Origin of the sequence: [Brevibacterium] flavum (genome assembly GCF_019317305.1) — a bacterium.
Lineage (GTDB): Bacteria > Actinomycetota > Actinomycetes > Mycobacteriales > Mycobacteriaceae > Corynebacterium > Corynebacterium glutamicum.
Genome location: NZ_CP079240.1, coordinates 238,469 through 254,458 on the forward strand (window position 1 = coordinate 238,469; position 15,990 = coordinate 254,458).

Annotated in this window: 15 protein-coding genes and 1 pseudogene; 6 read left to right on the forward strand and 10 right to left on the reverse strand. The window is 57.0% G+C overall.

All coding sequences use genetic code 11. The annotated features are described in order from the left end of the window. Nucleotides 1-12 precede the first annotated feature (12 nt). The 6 genes from KW808_RS01120 to KW808_RS01145 form a co-directional block, all read right to left on the reverse strand. Nucleotides 13-288 carry a helix-turn-helix domain-containing protein gene (locus KW808_RS01120; protein WP_196763688.1) on the reverse strand — a complete coding sequence of 92 codons (276 nt, stop codon included), beginning with the start codon at nt 286-288 and terminating at the stop codon, nt 13-15. Between the two features lie 137 nt (nt 289-425). Continuing rightward, nucleotides 426-3,866 carry an arabinosyltransferase domain-containing protein gene (locus tag KW808_RS01125; RefSeq protein WP_003863446.1) on the reverse strand — a complete coding sequence of 1,147 codons (3,441 nt, stop codon included), beginning with the start codon at nt 3,864-3,866 and terminating at the stop codon, nt 426-428. Nucleotides 3,867-3,891: 25 nt separating this feature from the next. Then, complete coding sequence (locus tag KW808_RS01130; RefSeq protein ID WP_003863444.1) at nt 3,892-5,925, reverse strand: galactan 5-O-arabinofuranosyltransferase; 2,034 nt, start codon at nt 5,923-5,925, stop codon at nt 3,892-3,894. Between the two features lie 169 nt (nt 5,926-6,094). Next, nucleotides 6,095-6,856 (reverse strand): decaprenylphospho-beta-D-erythro-pentofuranosid-2-ulose 2-reductase, encoded by a 762-nt coding sequence (dprE2, locus tag KW808_RS01135; protein WP_003857671.1) that lies wholly within the window; start codon nt 6,854-6,856, stop codon nt 6,095-6,097. Nucleotides 6,857-6,876: 20 nt separating this feature from the next. After that, nucleotides 6,877-8,343, reverse strand: a complete 1,467-nt coding sequence (dprE1, locus tag KW808_RS01140; RefSeq protein ID WP_003863441.1) for a decaprenylphosphoryl-beta-D-ribose oxidase — start codon at nt 8,341-8,343, stop codon at nt 6,877-6,879. Nucleotides 8,344-8,419: 76 nt separating this feature from the next. Next, nucleotides 8,420-8,647: a hypothetical protein gene (locus KW808_RS01145; RefSeq protein WP_003857667.1), complete on the reverse strand. Its 228-nt coding sequence runs from the start codon at nt 8,645-8,647 to the stop codon at nt 8,420-8,422. A 47-nt stretch (nt 8,648-8,694) separates the two neighbouring features. Here KW808_RS01145 and KW808_RS01150 point away from each other — a divergent pair, with 47 nt between their 5' ends. From KW808_RS01150 to KW808_RS01175, 6 genes are read left to right on the forward strand one after another with little or no spacing between them, the layout of a single operon-like run. Beyond that, entirely contained in the window at nt 8,695-9,174 is a 480-nt protein-coding gene (locus tag KW808_RS01150; RefSeq protein WP_003863438.1) for a hypothetical protein, read from the forward strand. Continuing rightward, entirely contained in the window at nt 9,171-9,626 is a 456-nt protein-coding gene (locus tag KW808_RS01155) for a hypothetical protein (protein WP_003863436.1), read from the forward strand. Before KW808_RS01150 ends, KW808_RS01155 begins: the two co-directional genes overlap by 4 nt. A 25-nt stretch (nt 9,627-9,651) precedes the next feature. Further along, nucleotides 9,652-10,548, forward strand: a complete 897-nt coding sequence (locus KW808_RS01160) for a plasmid pRiA4b ORF-3 family protein (RefSeq protein ID WP_003863434.1) — start codon at nt 9,652-9,654, stop codon at nt 10,546-10,548. 15 nt (nt 10,549-10,563) lie between these two features. After that, complete coding sequence (locus KW808_RS01165) at nt 10,564-10,998, forward strand: GtrA family protein (RefSeq protein ID WP_003863432.1); 435 nt, start codon at nt 10,564-10,566, stop codon at nt 10,996-10,998. 10 nt (nt 10,999-11,008) lie between these two features. Further along, nucleotides 11,009-11,413 carry a hypothetical protein gene (locus KW808_RS01170; protein WP_003857656.1) on the forward strand — a complete coding sequence of 135 codons (405 nt, stop codon included), beginning with the start codon at nt 11,009-11,011 and terminating at the stop codon, nt 11,411-11,413. Between the two features lies 1 nt (nt 11,414). Next, nucleotides 11,415-12,050, forward strand: a complete 636-nt coding sequence (locus KW808_RS01175; RefSeq protein WP_034983463.1) for an MOSC domain-containing protein — start codon at nt 11,415-11,417, stop codon at nt 12,048-12,050. Here the strand turns inward: KW808_RS01175 and glfT1 are convergent. The 4 genes and pseudogenes from glfT1 to wzm all read right to left on the reverse strand — a co-directional run bounded on the left by glfT1 (nt 12,047) and on the right by wzm (nt 15,869). After that, nucleotides 12,047-12,979 carry a galactofuranosyltransferase GlfT1 gene (glfT1, locus tag KW808_RS01180; protein WP_003863426.1) on the reverse strand — a complete coding sequence of 311 codons (933 nt, stop codon included), beginning with the start codon at nt 12,977-12,979 and terminating at the stop codon, nt 12,047-12,049. The genes KW808_RS01175 and glfT1 overlap by 4 nt on opposite strands. Before the next feature lie 21 nt (nt 12,980-13,000). Then, nucleotides 13,001-13,599 (reverse strand): annotated as a pseudogene (locus KW808_RS01185) (VOC family protein). 571 nt (nt 13,600-14,170) lie between these two features. Further along, the gene (gene wzt, locus KW808_RS01190) at nt 14,171-14,962 is read right to left on the reverse strand and encodes a galactan export ABC transporter ATP-binding subunit Wzt/RfbE (protein ID WP_003857649.1); all 792 of its coding nucleotides are present in this window, start codon (nt 14,960-14,962) and stop codon (nt 14,171-14,173) included. A gap of 10 nt (nt 14,963-14,972) precedes the next feature. Continuing rightward, nucleotides 14,973-15,869: a galactan export ABC transporter permease subunit Wzm/RfbD gene (gene wzm, locus KW808_RS01195; protein ID WP_003857646.1), complete on the reverse strand. Its 897-nt coding sequence runs from the start codon at nt 15,867-15,869 to the stop codon at nt 14,973-14,975. Between the last annotated feature and the right edge of the window lie 121 nt (nt 15,870-15,990).

Genomic DNA, 15,990 nt, shown 5'->3' on the forward strand with positions numbered 1-15,990 from the left:
CTAACGCGGGAGTTAGGCTGCAACGGCGAGCTGCGGGGTAGAAGACCCCAGAGTTCGTTGGAGGAGATCATCCAACTCAAGACCAAGAGAATGATGGATGCTTCGGAGAACTTCCGAAGATGCCTCTTTCCGACCCCGTTCAATATCTGACAAGTGTGAAATAGAGATATTCGCCTGGTCAGCAAGCTCCTGCAAAGTCCTAGTCTGTTTAAGTCGCTCCTCGCGAAGCGCGTCACCAATACGAATACGCAGCAGGTCTGGCTTGTCGTTCTGAGAAGATGAAACCACGCGGAGGTGCATGATTCTAAGCTACCAGCTTTCCCTCCAGGTGGTTTCCACAATCTACTCGGAACAATAGTTTCATCTAGCCTTGATCTTCACTAAGCCTCAGAGCATCTACTTAAAAACTTCCAGTACTGAAGGTCTTATTCATCTACCTTCATATGCCCTGGATTCCAGAGTCCGGAACGTTGGATGGTTTCAAGGTTGATGTCTGCAACCTTAGGTGCATCGCCGTTGGAGTTGGTGCGCAGGGAGTAGCGTTCGATGGAACCCCAGTCGCGGCCCCAGTCGTTGCGGAGGTAGGACGAGATTTCGTAGGCGTTGTTTACTGTTTCGGCCGTGCCCATGGATCCGCCGCCTGCCCAGTCTTGGAATGGGGAGAGGGTGGATTTTCCACCGTGGTCTGGGGAGATTCGGTATTCAGGAATCTCGGTGACTCCGGCGTAGTGGTCGAAGGTGCGTTGGCATGGGAATTGCAGGCCAACTGCCCAGTCGAGGAGTCCTGGGGTTTCGGATCCGATGACGTTGTTCAGAGAATCTAGGTTAGGTACGCGTGGTGGCGTCAGTGCTACCCATTGGTCTTCGTCGAGGTTGACGTCGGTGGCGACGATGCGCACGACATCTGCTTCTTCTGGGAGTTGGTCAAGTGGGTAGCGGAGGTTGCGCCAGGATGGCTCGGGGCCGATGTCGTACATCATGGCTTCGCCGAGGTCTTCAACGTCGCCGTTATCGCGAAGGCGACCGTATTCGAGCATGACGGATTGTCCGGATTGGTGGACGCCGTTGATATCAAAGTGTTCGATGCGACCTGCTGCAGATACCACGATGATGGGTGCTTCTTCGGTGGCTTCTGGGATTTCGTACCAGTCGGTGGTGATGTTTGCTGGGTTTTGGGTGCCAGCGGACCAGGAGCCGACGACTGGAACTTGGGTGTAGTCCAGGTTGAATGGCAGGCGGGCGTTGGAGCCGTTGATGCCTTCGGAGCCTCGGACACCGCCGGTGTTGCCGGTGGATTGTCCGGATGATTCGTCGGATCCGCCGGTTTCGGTGGAGTCGTCAGTGTTGGCAATGGCACCAACAGCAGACAGGTTTGCTTGGTCCTGGCTGATTGATGGTGGGATGCCGGCAGCACTAAAGCCACGAATATCTTCGGATTCCAGGGACTCACCAAGTGTGGAGTTCACTGGGGTGAGGAAGGAATCGTTGGAGTTGGTTTCCAGCATGGCGTCGGAGGCAAGGCCACATGTGTTGCCGGTCAGGGAGCGGAGGTTGCCAAGACCCACGGAGTACGCGGGGTATTGGTCCACAAAGCCTTTGCCCATGGATGCACAGGTAATCAGCACAACGAGGGCGGACACTCCTGCGATAGGGGAGGCCGCAAGGCCGGTGAACCGCGAGGCACGCTCGCGCTTTGCTTCATCTTCCGCCACGAGTTCGCCCATGGAGTGATTGGTTTCGGCTTGCGCGGTTTTCACATCGTGGACAAAGGATTGAATAACACCGATGATCAGCACGATCACGGCGATCACGAGCACTACGGTGGATGCTTCGATGCCCTTGATCTGGATGGTTTTATCCCACCATGGCACGGCGTAGCTGGAGGTGTACCAGAATCCGTTCACGCCTGCGAGAGCCAGCGCCAGCAGGAAGAGGAACGCACCGATGGAAATGGTGCGCATGCGTGGTGATTTCACCGCAACATAGGACAGCCCCACGGCAGCAAGTCCGGCCAATGCGCCGGCAAGTCCTGCGTAGACACCGAAGTGGTGAGTCCACTTGGTTGGGGTGAACATCATGAAGAACATGGTGCCGAAAATGACCATCATCAAACGCAGGGATGGTCCCTTCGCAGCGCCTGGAATGCGGCCGTAACGCAGGATCGCGATGACCACAATAGCCAGACACGCCATGAGCATCAGCACAGCAAAACGGCGGGTGAAGGAACCATCAACGGTTTGTTCCATGACGGTTTGGTAGCGCACATATTCGTGGTACCAGGTCAGCGCCGGGCCCTTCGCGGAGCGCACGCTGATGGATTCCATGACGGTTGACAGAGTCTGATCGCCAAAAACGGCGATGAGAATCGCGGTGCCAGACGCCAGGAATGGGGCAAGCATAGCCATCGAGGCGCCAAAGACTTTGCTTTTCGACGCCCCCCTCGGCGCCCCAATAAGCGGCAAGCGCCTATAAAGAATGCGAATCAACGCGGACAAACTGACCAGCAACGCAGCAACTGCCATCAGACCGGTGGGGCCTGATGCCAGGGAAATGGTGGCGATAATAACACCAATGGCAGCGGGCAACAACCTGGAGGTAGCGATAGCGCGCTCGAAGGAAACCCACGCAAGTAGAGCTCCCATCGCGATGATTGGCTCTGGGCGAGTGCCGTTGTTGTATGGAAGCCAGAACGCCAGGAACACCATGGCTGCAGACCAGTGCGCAACGCGGCGACCGTTAACCAATGAGCCAAACCGTGGCATGACCTCTCTGGTGATCACGAACCACATGATCAGTCCAGCGAGCAATGCGGGTAGACGAAGCCAGATTGATGAGGTTGAGATGTAGGCCATCAGAGCCAGCAAGTCGTAATATGGTGCGCCGAATGGTGATTCTGGGACACCGAACCAGCGGTAGTAGTTGGCCATATAATCCGCGTTCTGGGACACGCGGGCCATGGTCATGATGAAGCCGTCGTCAGAGGTGTTGGCGCCAAGGAAGTGCCAGAACACCAAAATCGCTACGACAACACCATCAAGTGGCTTCAGCTTGTACCAGTTGGCAGGCAGGAAGCGGTGTGCTTTTCGACCATCCAAAATATCCATGCGGTGCAGTGTCCACAGGGAGACCAACACAGACGCAAGGCCAATGAAGATGGCTGCGTACTTTAGAAGGCTGGGGGATGAAGTGAAGCGGGAGTTGATCTCAATATCAACGTTTAAGCCCGCTGAGGCCAGGGCCGATGCGGTGGAGGGGTCGTCGACAAGCTCGGTGTAAACGCCGGTGACCTGAGGCCGCTCATCGCCTTCGGTCTCGCCGCTGAATGCCGTGCCGGTGATTTCCGCGCTGGTGGTTTCCTCGGTGGAGGAAATCTCCAGGATCGCATCATCGGGCAGACGGTTCACCTCTGTTGGCGAAAGATCCAACAGCACCTCACCGCGAACAATCACGTCAAGGTTGCCGTCGATGGTGCGCACAAACAGACCACGGTTGGTGGCGTCCGTACTATCCAGAGGCAGCGTGCCCATCACCAACGACTGATTGTCATTGAGACTGTCCAGCGCGGACACAGGGATGGACGCATCCATCGACTGCGGTGCGTAGGAAATCAGCGGGGCGTTAACGCTGGAAAGCTCACCATTTTGTGGCCATGACAGCGAAGACTGCACCTGGTTCACTGGCAGGAAAGGCAACAGCACAAACATCAACAGGCCTAGCAGACCTGATGAGATAGCCAGTTTCTTCAGCCAGCCCGGGGCAACCTGCGGGGGTTCTTGCGCAGAACCCTTTAGTTTCTTCGACTCAACTACATCTGACACGTTGATCGAGTCTAGTTGATGGCCCCCATTACCACCGACTTGGCGCATAGGGCTTGGGTCGTTTGGTGAGGAATTACTCATTGTGCGTTACCACCACGAAAGGTCCCACTTGCTTGGTCTGCCACATCTGATCAAATGACTCCGGGTTAAAGTACACGCCGCGGAAGCGCACGTTTGGATTGTTCGGGTACAGATCTTCAGCCACGTCGTATTTCCAACCGGCGTCAGGATCATCGATGGAGCCGCGGAAGATGAACACCTCAGGGATCGTCCATGGAGATGTGTTCAACGCGTCGCTGAATTGTTGAGGATCAGCCAACTCATCCCAGCTTCGGATCGCGAGATCTTCGATGAATGCGTTCCTGTTTCCGAACTCACCAAGCGGGTTGGCGTAGTGGGAAGTAAATGCTTGGTATCCGCGGTAAGGGTAGTAGGACATGAAATCGAGTTCGTCTGTCAGCACGACAGTTTCGGAAGGCTCGAATCCTTGATCAAGCAGATGATCGTTGATGTCCTTGTAATAACGTGCAGCTCCGGCTGGATACAGATCGGCGCGCTGACCGTAGCCATCAGTATCGGTATAGGCCAGATCGATAGCCCGTGCGTTCTTCTGTGGCAGATCCTGCGCGTAGTACAGGCCACCAAGCAAAACCAGAATGACAATAAAATTGGTCAAATAGTTTGCGGTGCGCTCTGTAATTTGGGTGGGGTAGAGCTGATACACACTGGCAAGGCGGAAATCTGCAATGCCCAACACACCAGCCGTGGCAAAAATAAGCACCAGCACTGTATCAAGACGGAATCCCAGCAACGTGTTGCCTAAAAGCGTGATCGCCATGGACATACCCATCCAGGCATAAAACACTGCGATGCCGATCCACATCGCGCGCACCTCATTGTTGTGGAAGCGCACCACCAAATAGATCAGGCCAACCAGACACAACAGTCCCACAACGCTCGATGCCAAGAAAGGAACCGGGAATTGGGTGCCTTCAAGAGGCAGGTAGTGTGTTGCAGAATCGCCAGAGCGCTCCGCTCCGTTGATGGAAGCTAGAAGGTAAGGACCCCAAGAAATCAACGCGATGACAATGGATCCACCACCCAGCACTGCAAGCCACAGCAATGGCTTGATGGAGCGCTGCATAATAGCAGCCATCACGATGCACACTGCGACCGCAGAAAGCGCGATGGCGCCGGTGAACAAGGTATAGAAAGTAGCCGAAACACCCAAGTAAATAATGCCGCTGGCAAGCGCAAACTTATCGCCCTTGGCAATGCGGGAAGCCAGCACGAGCATCGCTGGAATACCCATCGCAACGATCGCAGCGTAGGGCTCTTCGGAATTCATCGCCAAGATAATGCAGGTTGTCACCAACGCAATGCCTGTTGCCACCGGCAGGGAACCGGTGATGCGCTGCCACACTGGAACTAACACAGAAGCAGCAACTGCCATGGACACAATTGCCCATGGCTGGAAAGCTTCCCAACCGGGCAGCCCCAAAAGATTGGCCAAGCGACCACCGAGCCAGAACCATCCAGCAGGGTAGAAGGTAGGCATATCGATGTAGTTCATGTCCGACAAGCTGATATCGTCAGCCATACGGGTTAAAAACTGAGTTCTAAAGCCCTGGTCAACGCTGATTCCGTCCAAATACAGGCGGGTCGCAGACAGCGGAATAGCCAACACCGCAACCACCAGCGCAGCTGGGCTTAAGTAAGACGCCAGATACGTCAGCGCCGTCCTCCACTTGGGCCTTGGCTTGACGTCCTCCAACTCCCACCGCGGATTGCTCTGATGTTCATCGCGCAGCCACAGCCACGTCAAAAAACCCGTGACAATCAAAACCGCAGCGATGGTGGCAGAAGCAACAGCCCTCGTGACATTCGATGGGCCGAAAGCTGGAAGGTTTGTTTGTTTTAAACCCATCCACAACACCAAAGCAAATGCGAAAGCCAGGATGGCAGCTCCCACAATTGCAGCAAGTGTAGCTTTCCTGTTTAGACGATCAGGCCGATACACTTCGCCTTCGGGCACACGTGATGGACCATAAGGATTCAAATCCTCATGAACCACGACTGCACCTTCATCTTCAGAGGTGTTAATCATGATAGAAGTCTTTCATACTCAACGAGCATTGCTGGGATCGAGGAGCAAAATTACAAGTATGTATTAATGAGTCTCACGTGCTATCTGCTTTCAGAGCTTGCCATATGTAAAACCCGCCATCCTTTAAAAATTTTGAGGACGGCGGGTCGCGTAACTTCCGGAACTTCAGTTAGAACGGCAGTTTACGGAAGATTGCCCGCGGAATGAATTGGAACGCAAAAGAGACGTACTGGAACAGTGGGTGGACAAAGATGATGTCCTTCTTGTTCACCACTGCATCATAAACAGCATCTGCCACGTCTTCGCGGTTGACGGTCAGTGGGGCTTCGCCACCATCTGCGGACATCTTGGTGCGTACCTGGCCTGGGCGAACCACCAATACGTTAGCGCCGGAGCCACGAAGAGCTTCGCCGAGCTGGGTGTAGAAACCGTCGAAACCTGCCTTGGCGGAGCCGTAGACAAAATTGGAGCGGCGGACTCGCTGGCCTGCCACAGAGGACAATGCCACGATGGTGCCGTGGCCCTGCTGCTCAAATTTCTGGCCCAGCAGTACACCTACGGAAACGCCGGCGGTGTAGTTCACGGTGGTTGCTTCCACGGCTAGTGCTTGGTCGCGCCACTGTGCTTCGTTGTCGCCGAGGATGCCGAAAGCCACGATTGCTACGTCAACGTCGCCGTTTTCAAAGGCTGCGTCGATGGCTGCAGGGTGGGATTCGGTGTCGAGCGCATCGAAATCAACAACAGTAACGGAAGCAGCGCCAGCTGCTTTGATCTCTGCAACTGCTGTGTCCACGCGTGGGGAATCTTTACGCGCTGCCAAGGTCACATGGGATGGACCCTGCTTGAGGAAGCGGGAGACAATGGAAATACCGATCTCAGAGGTTCCACCAAGAAGGAGAATGTTTTGGGCTTTGCCCACTGCGTTAAGCATTGTTTAGTTCAAGCCCTTTCTTAAGAAAGCTCAAGTCGGCGGGACATGTCAGATGCAAAGACTCCGGTTGGGTCGATCTCATTTCGAGTCTTCAACCAGCCTTCCATGCCTGGGTACATGGCGTGGAAGTTCTCTGCGGAGGTGCGGGATTCCTTGGCCAGGTAGAGGCGGCCGCCGAATTCCATGACGCGCTTGTCCAGATCGTCCAAGAAAGCTCCCAGACCTGGGCGGATAGGGAAGTCAACGCAGACGTTCCAGCCTGGCATTGGGTAGGACAGTGGTGCGCGGTTGCCTGGGCCAAACAGTTTGAACACGTTGAGTGCGGAGTAGTGGCCGGACTTTTGCATATCGCGGATGATGTCCTTGAAAGGCTCAACAGCTTCTGTGGGGACCACGAACTGGTACTGCAGGAAGCCCTTGGAGCCGTAGCCACGGTTCCATTCGCCGATCAAATCAAGTGGTTGGTAGAACTGGGTGAGGTTTTTCACCTGGTTTTTCGCTGGTGCACCCATGGCGTAGTAAGCCACACCGACTGCGGAAAGGGTCAGCTTGTTCAAAGTCCAGGATGGGAAGATATCTGGAACCTTCATCAGCTGTGGAGCATTGAACTTCAGTGGATCCTTGGCCAGCTTTGGTGCCAGTTCTTCCAGCTGAGCAAGTGTTGCCAGGGAACCACGGGAGATGGTGGAGCGGCCAAGCTTTGGCTCAGGGCTGATGACATCGAACCACGCAGAAGAATAAGTGTAGTTGTGCTCTGATCCGTCGGAGTGGAACGCAACGGTTTCTTCCAAGTTGTTGGTGCGGTCGGTGTCCGCAATGAAGTAGGCGGTTTCCGTCTTGGTCATTCGGATGCGTGCACGGACGATGATGCCGGTCAGGCCCATGCCACCAACGGTTGCCCAGAACAGGTCGCCCTGTGGGTCTTCGGCGGTGCCTTCTGGCTCGAGGTGCAGGATGCGTCCGTCTGCAACGAGGAGTTCCATGGAGACCACGTGGTCGCCGAAGGAACCTGCAGAGTGATGGTTCTTGCCGTGGATGTCTGGTCCGATTGCGCCACCGATGGTGACTTGGCGGGTGCCGGGAAGGACAGGAACCCAGAGGCCATATGGCAGGGCAGCCTTCATGAGCTGATCGAGGGTGACGCCGCCATCTACATCGACGATCGCAGAATCAGGATCAATCGAGTGGATTTTGTTCAGTGGCTGCATGTCAATGACAAGGCCACCGGCGTTTTGGGCTGGGTCACCATAGGAACGACCCATGCCACGGGCAATCACGCCGCGCTTGAGGTAGTCCGGCTTGGAGTCGTTTTGTTCAGCGACTTGGCGGACTGCATCCACAATGATGTCTAGGTCTGGGGTGGTAAGTACCTCAGCGGTGGTGGGGGCTGTGCGGCCCCAACCGTTCAGTTTCTGAGCTTCTAGGGGAAGGGCTCCGTGGGCACCGGCCGAAGCGCCGGAGCTGGACGTGCCGTGAGAACTGTTCATCGCCTTTAAAGGTTACCCCCGAAAGTTTTCAGGTGGTGAAGACAAGCGTGAAATCGTCCAATCTCACATTTATTGCCTAAAGATCCATGAGTTCACGAATCTCTGCGGGGATTTCTTCCTGGGAGCTAATTGTTGGGCCGTCGTATTCCCGAAGCAGGCGGTAGACCTCTGAACGTGAGGTGCTATCGAGCAGGGGGAGTTCCTGGGCGAAGAGGCGGGTCATGAAATCGTTAAGCGGAAGGTTGGTGCGTTCCGCCGCGATGTGGACCTCGGGAGCCTTGGCTTTTTTGAATCTTTCAAACATGCCCACCACCTTAATCAGTGAGTAGTCTTGGCAACATGGATACCAGGATGAGATTGCAGGTAGCAGCAGGTTCCGCGCTGATTGGTGCTGGGGTTGCGGTTAATGATTACGTACAAAGCCCAGTCCGCCGGGCCATCAGTTATGGTGCGTTGGCGCTTTCTGGGGCGACGGTGATTGCGATGGGTCAGGACCCGACTGGGGAGCGGTCCATCATTGCGAAAGATTCCGCGACGATGGTTGATCAAATCCGCCAGGAGATCGGCGATTTGGGTGTCACGCCTGGTCCAGAATCTGATGTGGATGCCATCACGGAGCGAGGTCCGCTGGTGACGTGGCTGTTGCTTGCTGTTTTTGTCGTGGCATTTTTCACCTTGGCGTATTTCTCCATGCGCATGGATGTGGCGGTGATGAGAAGGATCGCTAAGTTCTTTGAAAAACGTGGCGCTTCCAGGCCATTCACCTGCACTGGCATGGTGTACGCCGCTTTTATTTACGCAATCTGTGAGCTGGAGGCCCGCACAAAATGACCTATCCCGTGTTGAGTGTTTTGGATAATTCTGGCGAGCACAACATCATCTGGCATGTGCAAACTTATCCCGCGGCGCTGCCCACCGGGGCGTGGATTGCCGATGAACAACAACTGACTGACCTGCTGAAAGACACAGTAGTGTTCCTTACCCCTGGGAGCACCGCTCCGGAAAATACCCCCGTGGCGACGATAGAAGGGGTGCGGGTTGACGTCGATAAGCAGGTGGCAGAGTACAACAAACATGGAATCCGCCTGCCCAGCTTGGGCGCGTGCACTGTGGAGGCGCAGTACCGCGGCGAGCCGGAGGCAGAGGCTGCGTGGCGCACGGCGATGGAGCTCGCAGAGATCGCAGGCGGCTGGCTAGAAATTGAAGCCAAGCGCCGGGCGCGGAAGGCGCTGGCTGAGGCCTTCGGCGCGGAGGTCCAGCCACTGCCGCTTGACACCGAATAGGACAAATGGGTCTATCCTGGGGCGCATGCCCACGAATTATGCACGCGACAACGTCATTTCCTTGGCGTCTGCCCGCGAGCAGCGTTCCGGGAAACCCGAGCCCAAACCCGAACTAACACTCATCGTCCGCGCCACCAACGTGCAAGCGGACGGCGAGGTCCACAGGCAAATTGGGTTGAACTCGGCGATGAGCCTGGACGAGCTGCACAATGTACTCAACATCGTTTTCGGTGTTGGCGGCGAGCAGTCACCCTGGCGTTTCGAAGACCAATTCCACCAACCCAGCGCCCCCGACACCAACCTCGGCGAACTCCTGCCCGAACCCGGCGACTTCCTGTTTTACTTCTGGGGCCTGTGGCAATTCAACCTGCAATGCGTGGAAATGTACCCGCGCGACAACGGCACCCCGCGCGCGCTGTGCATCGGCGGCTCCGGCGGCCTCGGCGACGACTTCGACCAAGCCACCATCAACGCCGAACTCACCGGCACCGACACCATCCGCGACGTCCTCTCCGGCGTGCGCCCCGAAGTCATCGACCTCGTCGACCGCACCGGCGTCTTCGACTTCATCCCACTGCTCCAAGCGCTCGACCTCAAAAGAGAACCGCTTATCGACGCCACCCGCCACCACACCTACCGCACGCTGCCAGTGGAAAACAGCGCCGAAGCCTCCGACGCATTCTGGTCCTGCGTACTCGCCCTGTCCTGCCTCGGAAACGACGAACTTTTCATCGAAGTGATCGAATCCACAATGAGCACCCTCGGCTGGGTCGCCGACGACGGCTCCCCACTACGTGCACCAGAGATCACCAGCGCCTGCGAAGCCTCCCTGAAGATACTCGCAGAACTCGGCGGCTACGGCCCAGAGCGGCTTGCCCCCGTGGATCGCCTGGACATTTATAGGGAGCTGCTGTGTTTCTAGGTATTGTGTAACCTCGTGCCCGAAAATCCTGATGTTACGATCGTCCGACCAATGAGCCTGAAAACCCAAGCTTTCCGGTTCATCCTCACCGGTGGCCTCTCAGCCATCGTGGACCTCGGCCTGCTGTCACTTTTGCAGCTAGTGTTCGGCCTTCCCGTACCTGTTGCCCGCACGATTTCCTTCATCGCCGGCACCACCACCGCCTACATGATCAACCGCCGGTGGACCTTCCAAGCAGAAAGCTCCACCTCCAGGTTCCTTGCCGTGGTGGCCCTCTACGGCGTGACCTTCCTGATCAACATTGGACTGCAAACCCTCTGCTCCGCATTGTTTGAGAATTGGGGCTGGAACGAAGCCGTCGCGATGGTGGTCGCCTTCGTGATCGCCCAAGGCACCGGAACGGTCATCAACTTCATCGTCCAAAGAACCATCATTTTCCGAGTGAAGTAAGGTACCCCTCATGAAGACCTTCAATCCCACCATGATTGCCGGACTCATCGGCGTACTCTACTTCGTGCTGCTCACCCTGATTTTCTCCATCCAAGACATGGAACTAGCAGCAGAAATCGCCTTCGGAATTGTCACCATCGTCGGCCTGATCGCGGTGTGGGACAACTTCCGCGACCGCAACAACTCCACCTGGAAAACCTGGACCGGCCTCGTCGGCGGACTGCTAATCGCCGTCCCCGGAATCTGCCTGCTTGTGGGAAACCTCGTGCTCCTCGCAGTCGACGGCAACCCCTCAACCATGGTGAACACCCTGCTCAGCGTCGCAGGAATCGGCGCAATCTTCCTCCTTCCGATCGGCATCATCATGTGCCTGATCGCCGGATTCAACCGCTTCTACGCAGCCCTTAAGGTCTAAAATGCCCGGTCTTGTTCTCTCCACAAACGTCGCCCACATCCAACAAGACCCAGGCGGCGACGACCGCATCAGCGGCATCAACAAACTCCCCGTCGCCACCGGCATCGATGTATTCATCCCCGGACCCAACTACGGCGACGGCTCCGGCGTAGTCGGCGACGCCATCGGCGATACCCTCCACCACGGTGGCGCCCACAAAGCCATCTACGCCTACAGCCGCGAAGAACTCGACTTCTGGGACCCCACCTACCGTAACGGATACTTCGGTGAAAACCTTACTACCAGTGGAATTGTATTAGAAGATCTCCTGATCAACCAACAAGTTCGCATCGGCACCACCTTGCTGGAAGTCTCCATCCCCCGCAGCCCCTGCCGCACCTTCGCCCACTGGCTCGACATCAAAGGCTGGCTAAAAACCTTCACCCAACGCGGCCTCCCCGGCAGCTACTTCCGAGTCATCGAAGAAGGCCACATCAACCCCGGCGACCCCATTGAAGTTCTGCAGGCCCCCGACCATGACATCACCATGTCCATGGCCTTCCGCGCAAAAATGGGAAACAAGGACCTAGCGCGCCGGGTTGTTGCAGCCAACTGTCTTCCAGCGCGCTACCACGAGGAACTACTGAAACTGATCTAAGGCCTATTGAACTTCTCGTCGCGGCCCAGTTTGTGCAGGCGCAGCCACTCCCGGAACCCCTTCACATCCCGTTTCTGAACCAGGAAGAACCACGCAAAACGCGCATATTCCTGAGGGAGAAGCTTGCGCATTCCCGGCTGGCTCATGAGATAACCACGGTTGCGGTAGGTGAAAAACCTCTTGAAATCATTATCCGGATACTGCGTATGCATCCGCCCACCCAGAATCGGCTTGAACTCATCAGAACCATCCGGGTGCAAATACGCCGTGGTCAAACACGTACCAAACGGCAAACCGGAACGCACCAAACGGCGGTGATACTCCACCTCATCGCCGCGAATAAACAGTCGATAGTCCGGCACACCAATGCGCTCCATTGCATAAGCGCTGATCAGGGCACCATTGAACAAGGAGGCGATGCCCGGCAGCAAATCATCCTCCGGGTTGGCTGGATCAATCAACTCACTGCGCATCCGACGCCACTCCAAGCCCCGACGCAGCGGAAATGCCAACCGCTCCGGATCATCAGCATTGCATACCACCGGAGAAACCTCCTCCAGATTATGCCGAGAAGCGGCGTCGATAAGCGTCTTCAACACCTCCGGCCCCTCCGGCCGGCCGTCATCGTCCGCGCACCACACCGCGTCCGCCCCCAGTGCCAACGCCGTCAAAAAACCAAAAGCAAAACCGCCACCGCCGCCCAAATTGGTGCGCGAAGGCGTGTAAACGGCGCGGTCACCCGCCACCTCTAAAACCAGCTTCTCGACGTCCGGATCCGCCCCATTATCCACCACCACAATATGCTTCACTGGATAGGTTTGATTGGCAACAACCTCGAGGGAATGCCGCAGCAATTCCACACGATTGTGGGTCACAATGACCGCTGCGACGTTGATGCCCGGCTGGAGGTGGGTAGTGGTTTGTGCCATGGCGTATATCTTGCCACGCCATCACAAATCACTCAGATTAACCCGCCCCTTCGGCGACTCCAACACCAACTCCAACAACGGCTTACCCTCCTGAAAAATTGCAGGCTCTGGCAGCTCATCCGGCTCACTATGGCCATAGACCGTGAAACTGTGAACACTGACCTGGGGTTCTGTGACCTTGGAAGGATGCGGCGACCCCAACCAATCAATCGCAAACGGCACCGGCGCAAAATCCACACCCGGCTCCGGCAAAATCAACCGCCACGTCAGCGTCGTCCCCTCCGGAGTGTGCCTGCTCATCAACTGCGACTGCGTCCCCCGCTTAGCGGCGAGAGCCTCCAAATCATCCGGACGCACACACCACGCCGCCACCCTCGGCTCCGTCGACTGCGTCGTAGCGATCGCGAAATTATCCTGCGTCACCGCGTCCGCCTCAGGATCCGGGCCAATCAACTCCAGGTACGACCCCTTTGGCTCTTTTAGTGGCACCAGCGCGTTCGCCGTCCCGTATCGTGACGACCACCCGCCACCGCCTTAACCCCCGTCAACTTCTCAAACCGCGACACCAGATCTTCAAGGTTTGGCGCTGCAATAACAATGTGATCAATCTGCGTTCCCATAGGGTCATCCTAGGCGTTTCTTGGCGGTGGCTTTGGTTGCTTTGGTGCGGCGGCGGGCGAAAGTGGGCGGGTTTGTTGCTGGGATCGTCGCTTCGAGTGGCTAACTTGCCCTGTTTGAACCGCCCGATCACAACAGGGCGGGCTTGGTGCGGGGAAGGTCAGTTTCGGCGGGGAGTCCGCCTTGTTTGGGACGCCAGCGAACGAAAGTGGGCAGGCTTGGCACCGGGGTGGTCAGTTTCGGCGGGGAGTCCGCCTTGCTTGGTACACCAGCGAACGAAAGTGGGCGGGCTTGGCACCGGGGTGGTCAGTTTCGGCGGGGAGTCCGCCTTGCTTGGTACACCAGCGAACGAAAGTGGGCCAACTTGCCGCCAGACCGGTCACCTCCAGTGGCTAACTCGCCTTGTTTTGGTGCGGCGGCGGGCACAACGAGGCGGGTTTAGTGCTGGAGTGGTTGGTTTCGGCGACTAACTCGCCTTGTTTGGCGCACCCGCGCACAACAGGGCCAACTTGCCGCCAGGGTGGTCACCTCCAGCGACTAACCGCCCAACCGCGCAAACCCGAAACGCAGGAGCTACTTTTCTTCTTCCATGCGGGTGAGGAGTCTGCGGACGTGGTCGCCGGCGCCTTTGCCTTCGTAGGATTCGACGATGTCGGGGACGAGGCCGGCGTCGCGGATTTGTCCGTGGTCGACCCAGAGTGCGGTGTTGCAGAGTTGGGCTAGGAAATCGTTGGAGTGGGAGGCGAAGACGAGGATGCCGGATCGTTCGACGAGGGCTTGGAGGCGGTCGCGGGCTTTGGCCATGAAGGCGGCGTCGACGGCGCCGATGCCTTCGTCGAGAAGCAGGATTTCGGGTTCGATTGAGGTGACTACGCCGAGGGCTAGGCGGATGCGCATGCCGGTGGAGTAGGTGCGCAGTGGCATGGAAAGGTATTCGCCGAGTTCGGTGAAGTCGGCGATTTCTTCCATTTTGGCTTTCATCTGTTTGCGGGTTTGGCCGAGGAAGAGGCCGCGGATGATGATGTTTTCATAGCCGGAGATTTCGGGGTCCATGCCGACACCGAGGTCGAAGACGGGGGCGACGCGTCCGCGGATGTCGGCGGAGCCGCGGGTGGGTTCGTAGATGCCGGACAGGAGTCGCAGGAGGGTGGATTTGCCGGCGCCGTTGTGACCGACGAGTCCGACGCGGTCACCTTCGCGGAGGTGCAGGTTGATGTCGCGGAGGGCTTCGACGACTACGACGTTGTCTTGGTTGCGTCCGATTGCGCCGCCGGCTGCTCCGAGGAAGGCTTTCTTCATGGAGCGGGATTTGGCGTCGAAGATGGGGAAGTCGACGCAGGCGTTGTATGTATCGATGGATACCATGTGGTGCTCCTTATACCCAGTAGCTGACGCGGAATCGCCATTGCTTCATCGCGAGGAGAGCAAGGCCAAGGCCGACGAATGTGAAGGCGAGGACGATCCACCAGTGGTAGGCGGGAAGGTCGGCGCCGATCATGGGGGCGCGGACGATTTCGAGGTAGTGGTAGAGCGGGTTGAGTTCGGCGAGGCGTGCGCGGTTGCCGATTTCCGCGCTCTGGGATTGCAGGGTGGAAGTCATCCAGACGATGGGGGTGACGTAGAAGAGGAGTTGGGTTCCGGCTTCTAGCAGCGGGGAGACGTCGCGGTAGCGGGTGGCGATGATGCCGAAGAACATGACTACCCACACGCCGTTGATCACCAGGAGGAACATTGCGGGGATGATCAGGAGGACGTCCCAGCCGAGGGGTCGGGGGAAGATCATCATGAGAATTACCCAGATGACCAGGTTGTGGGCGAGGAAGAGGGCTTGTTTCCACACGAGTCTGTACACGTGGACGGACAGCGCCGAGGGGAGCTGTTTGATGAGTCCCTCGTTATCTATGAAGATGTCGGAGCCTTCTTTGATACATCCGGAGATGAAGTTCCAAATGATCAGGCCGACGGTGACGTGGGGCAGAAATTCCGCGATGGGGATTTTGAACAGCACGGAGTACAACAAGCCGAGGGCGAGCGCCATGACACCGGTGGCGATGGTGATCCACAGGGGCCCAAGGACGGATCGCCGGTAGCGTTGCTTAATGTCTTGCCAGCCGAGTTGCAGCCACAACTCATGTTGCTTGAATCCGCGGACGATATCGTTCCAGGCAGCGCCAAAGGTCATTGACTGGGAATTCGGAACTGTGTCCGATTTCACGGCAGTGATTCTGGCGATATCGGCCTGGAGGTCTTTCTGCTTCGATTGTTCCTGCACATAAGACACCCTAGTGGTGGTGGAGTGATTTTTGGGTATCGACGACAGGTGAAATCATGCACGTTTGAGTGTCCCGTGTGTGGGGTAATGTTGTCCAAGAGAGTGCAAGGAAATGCTGTGG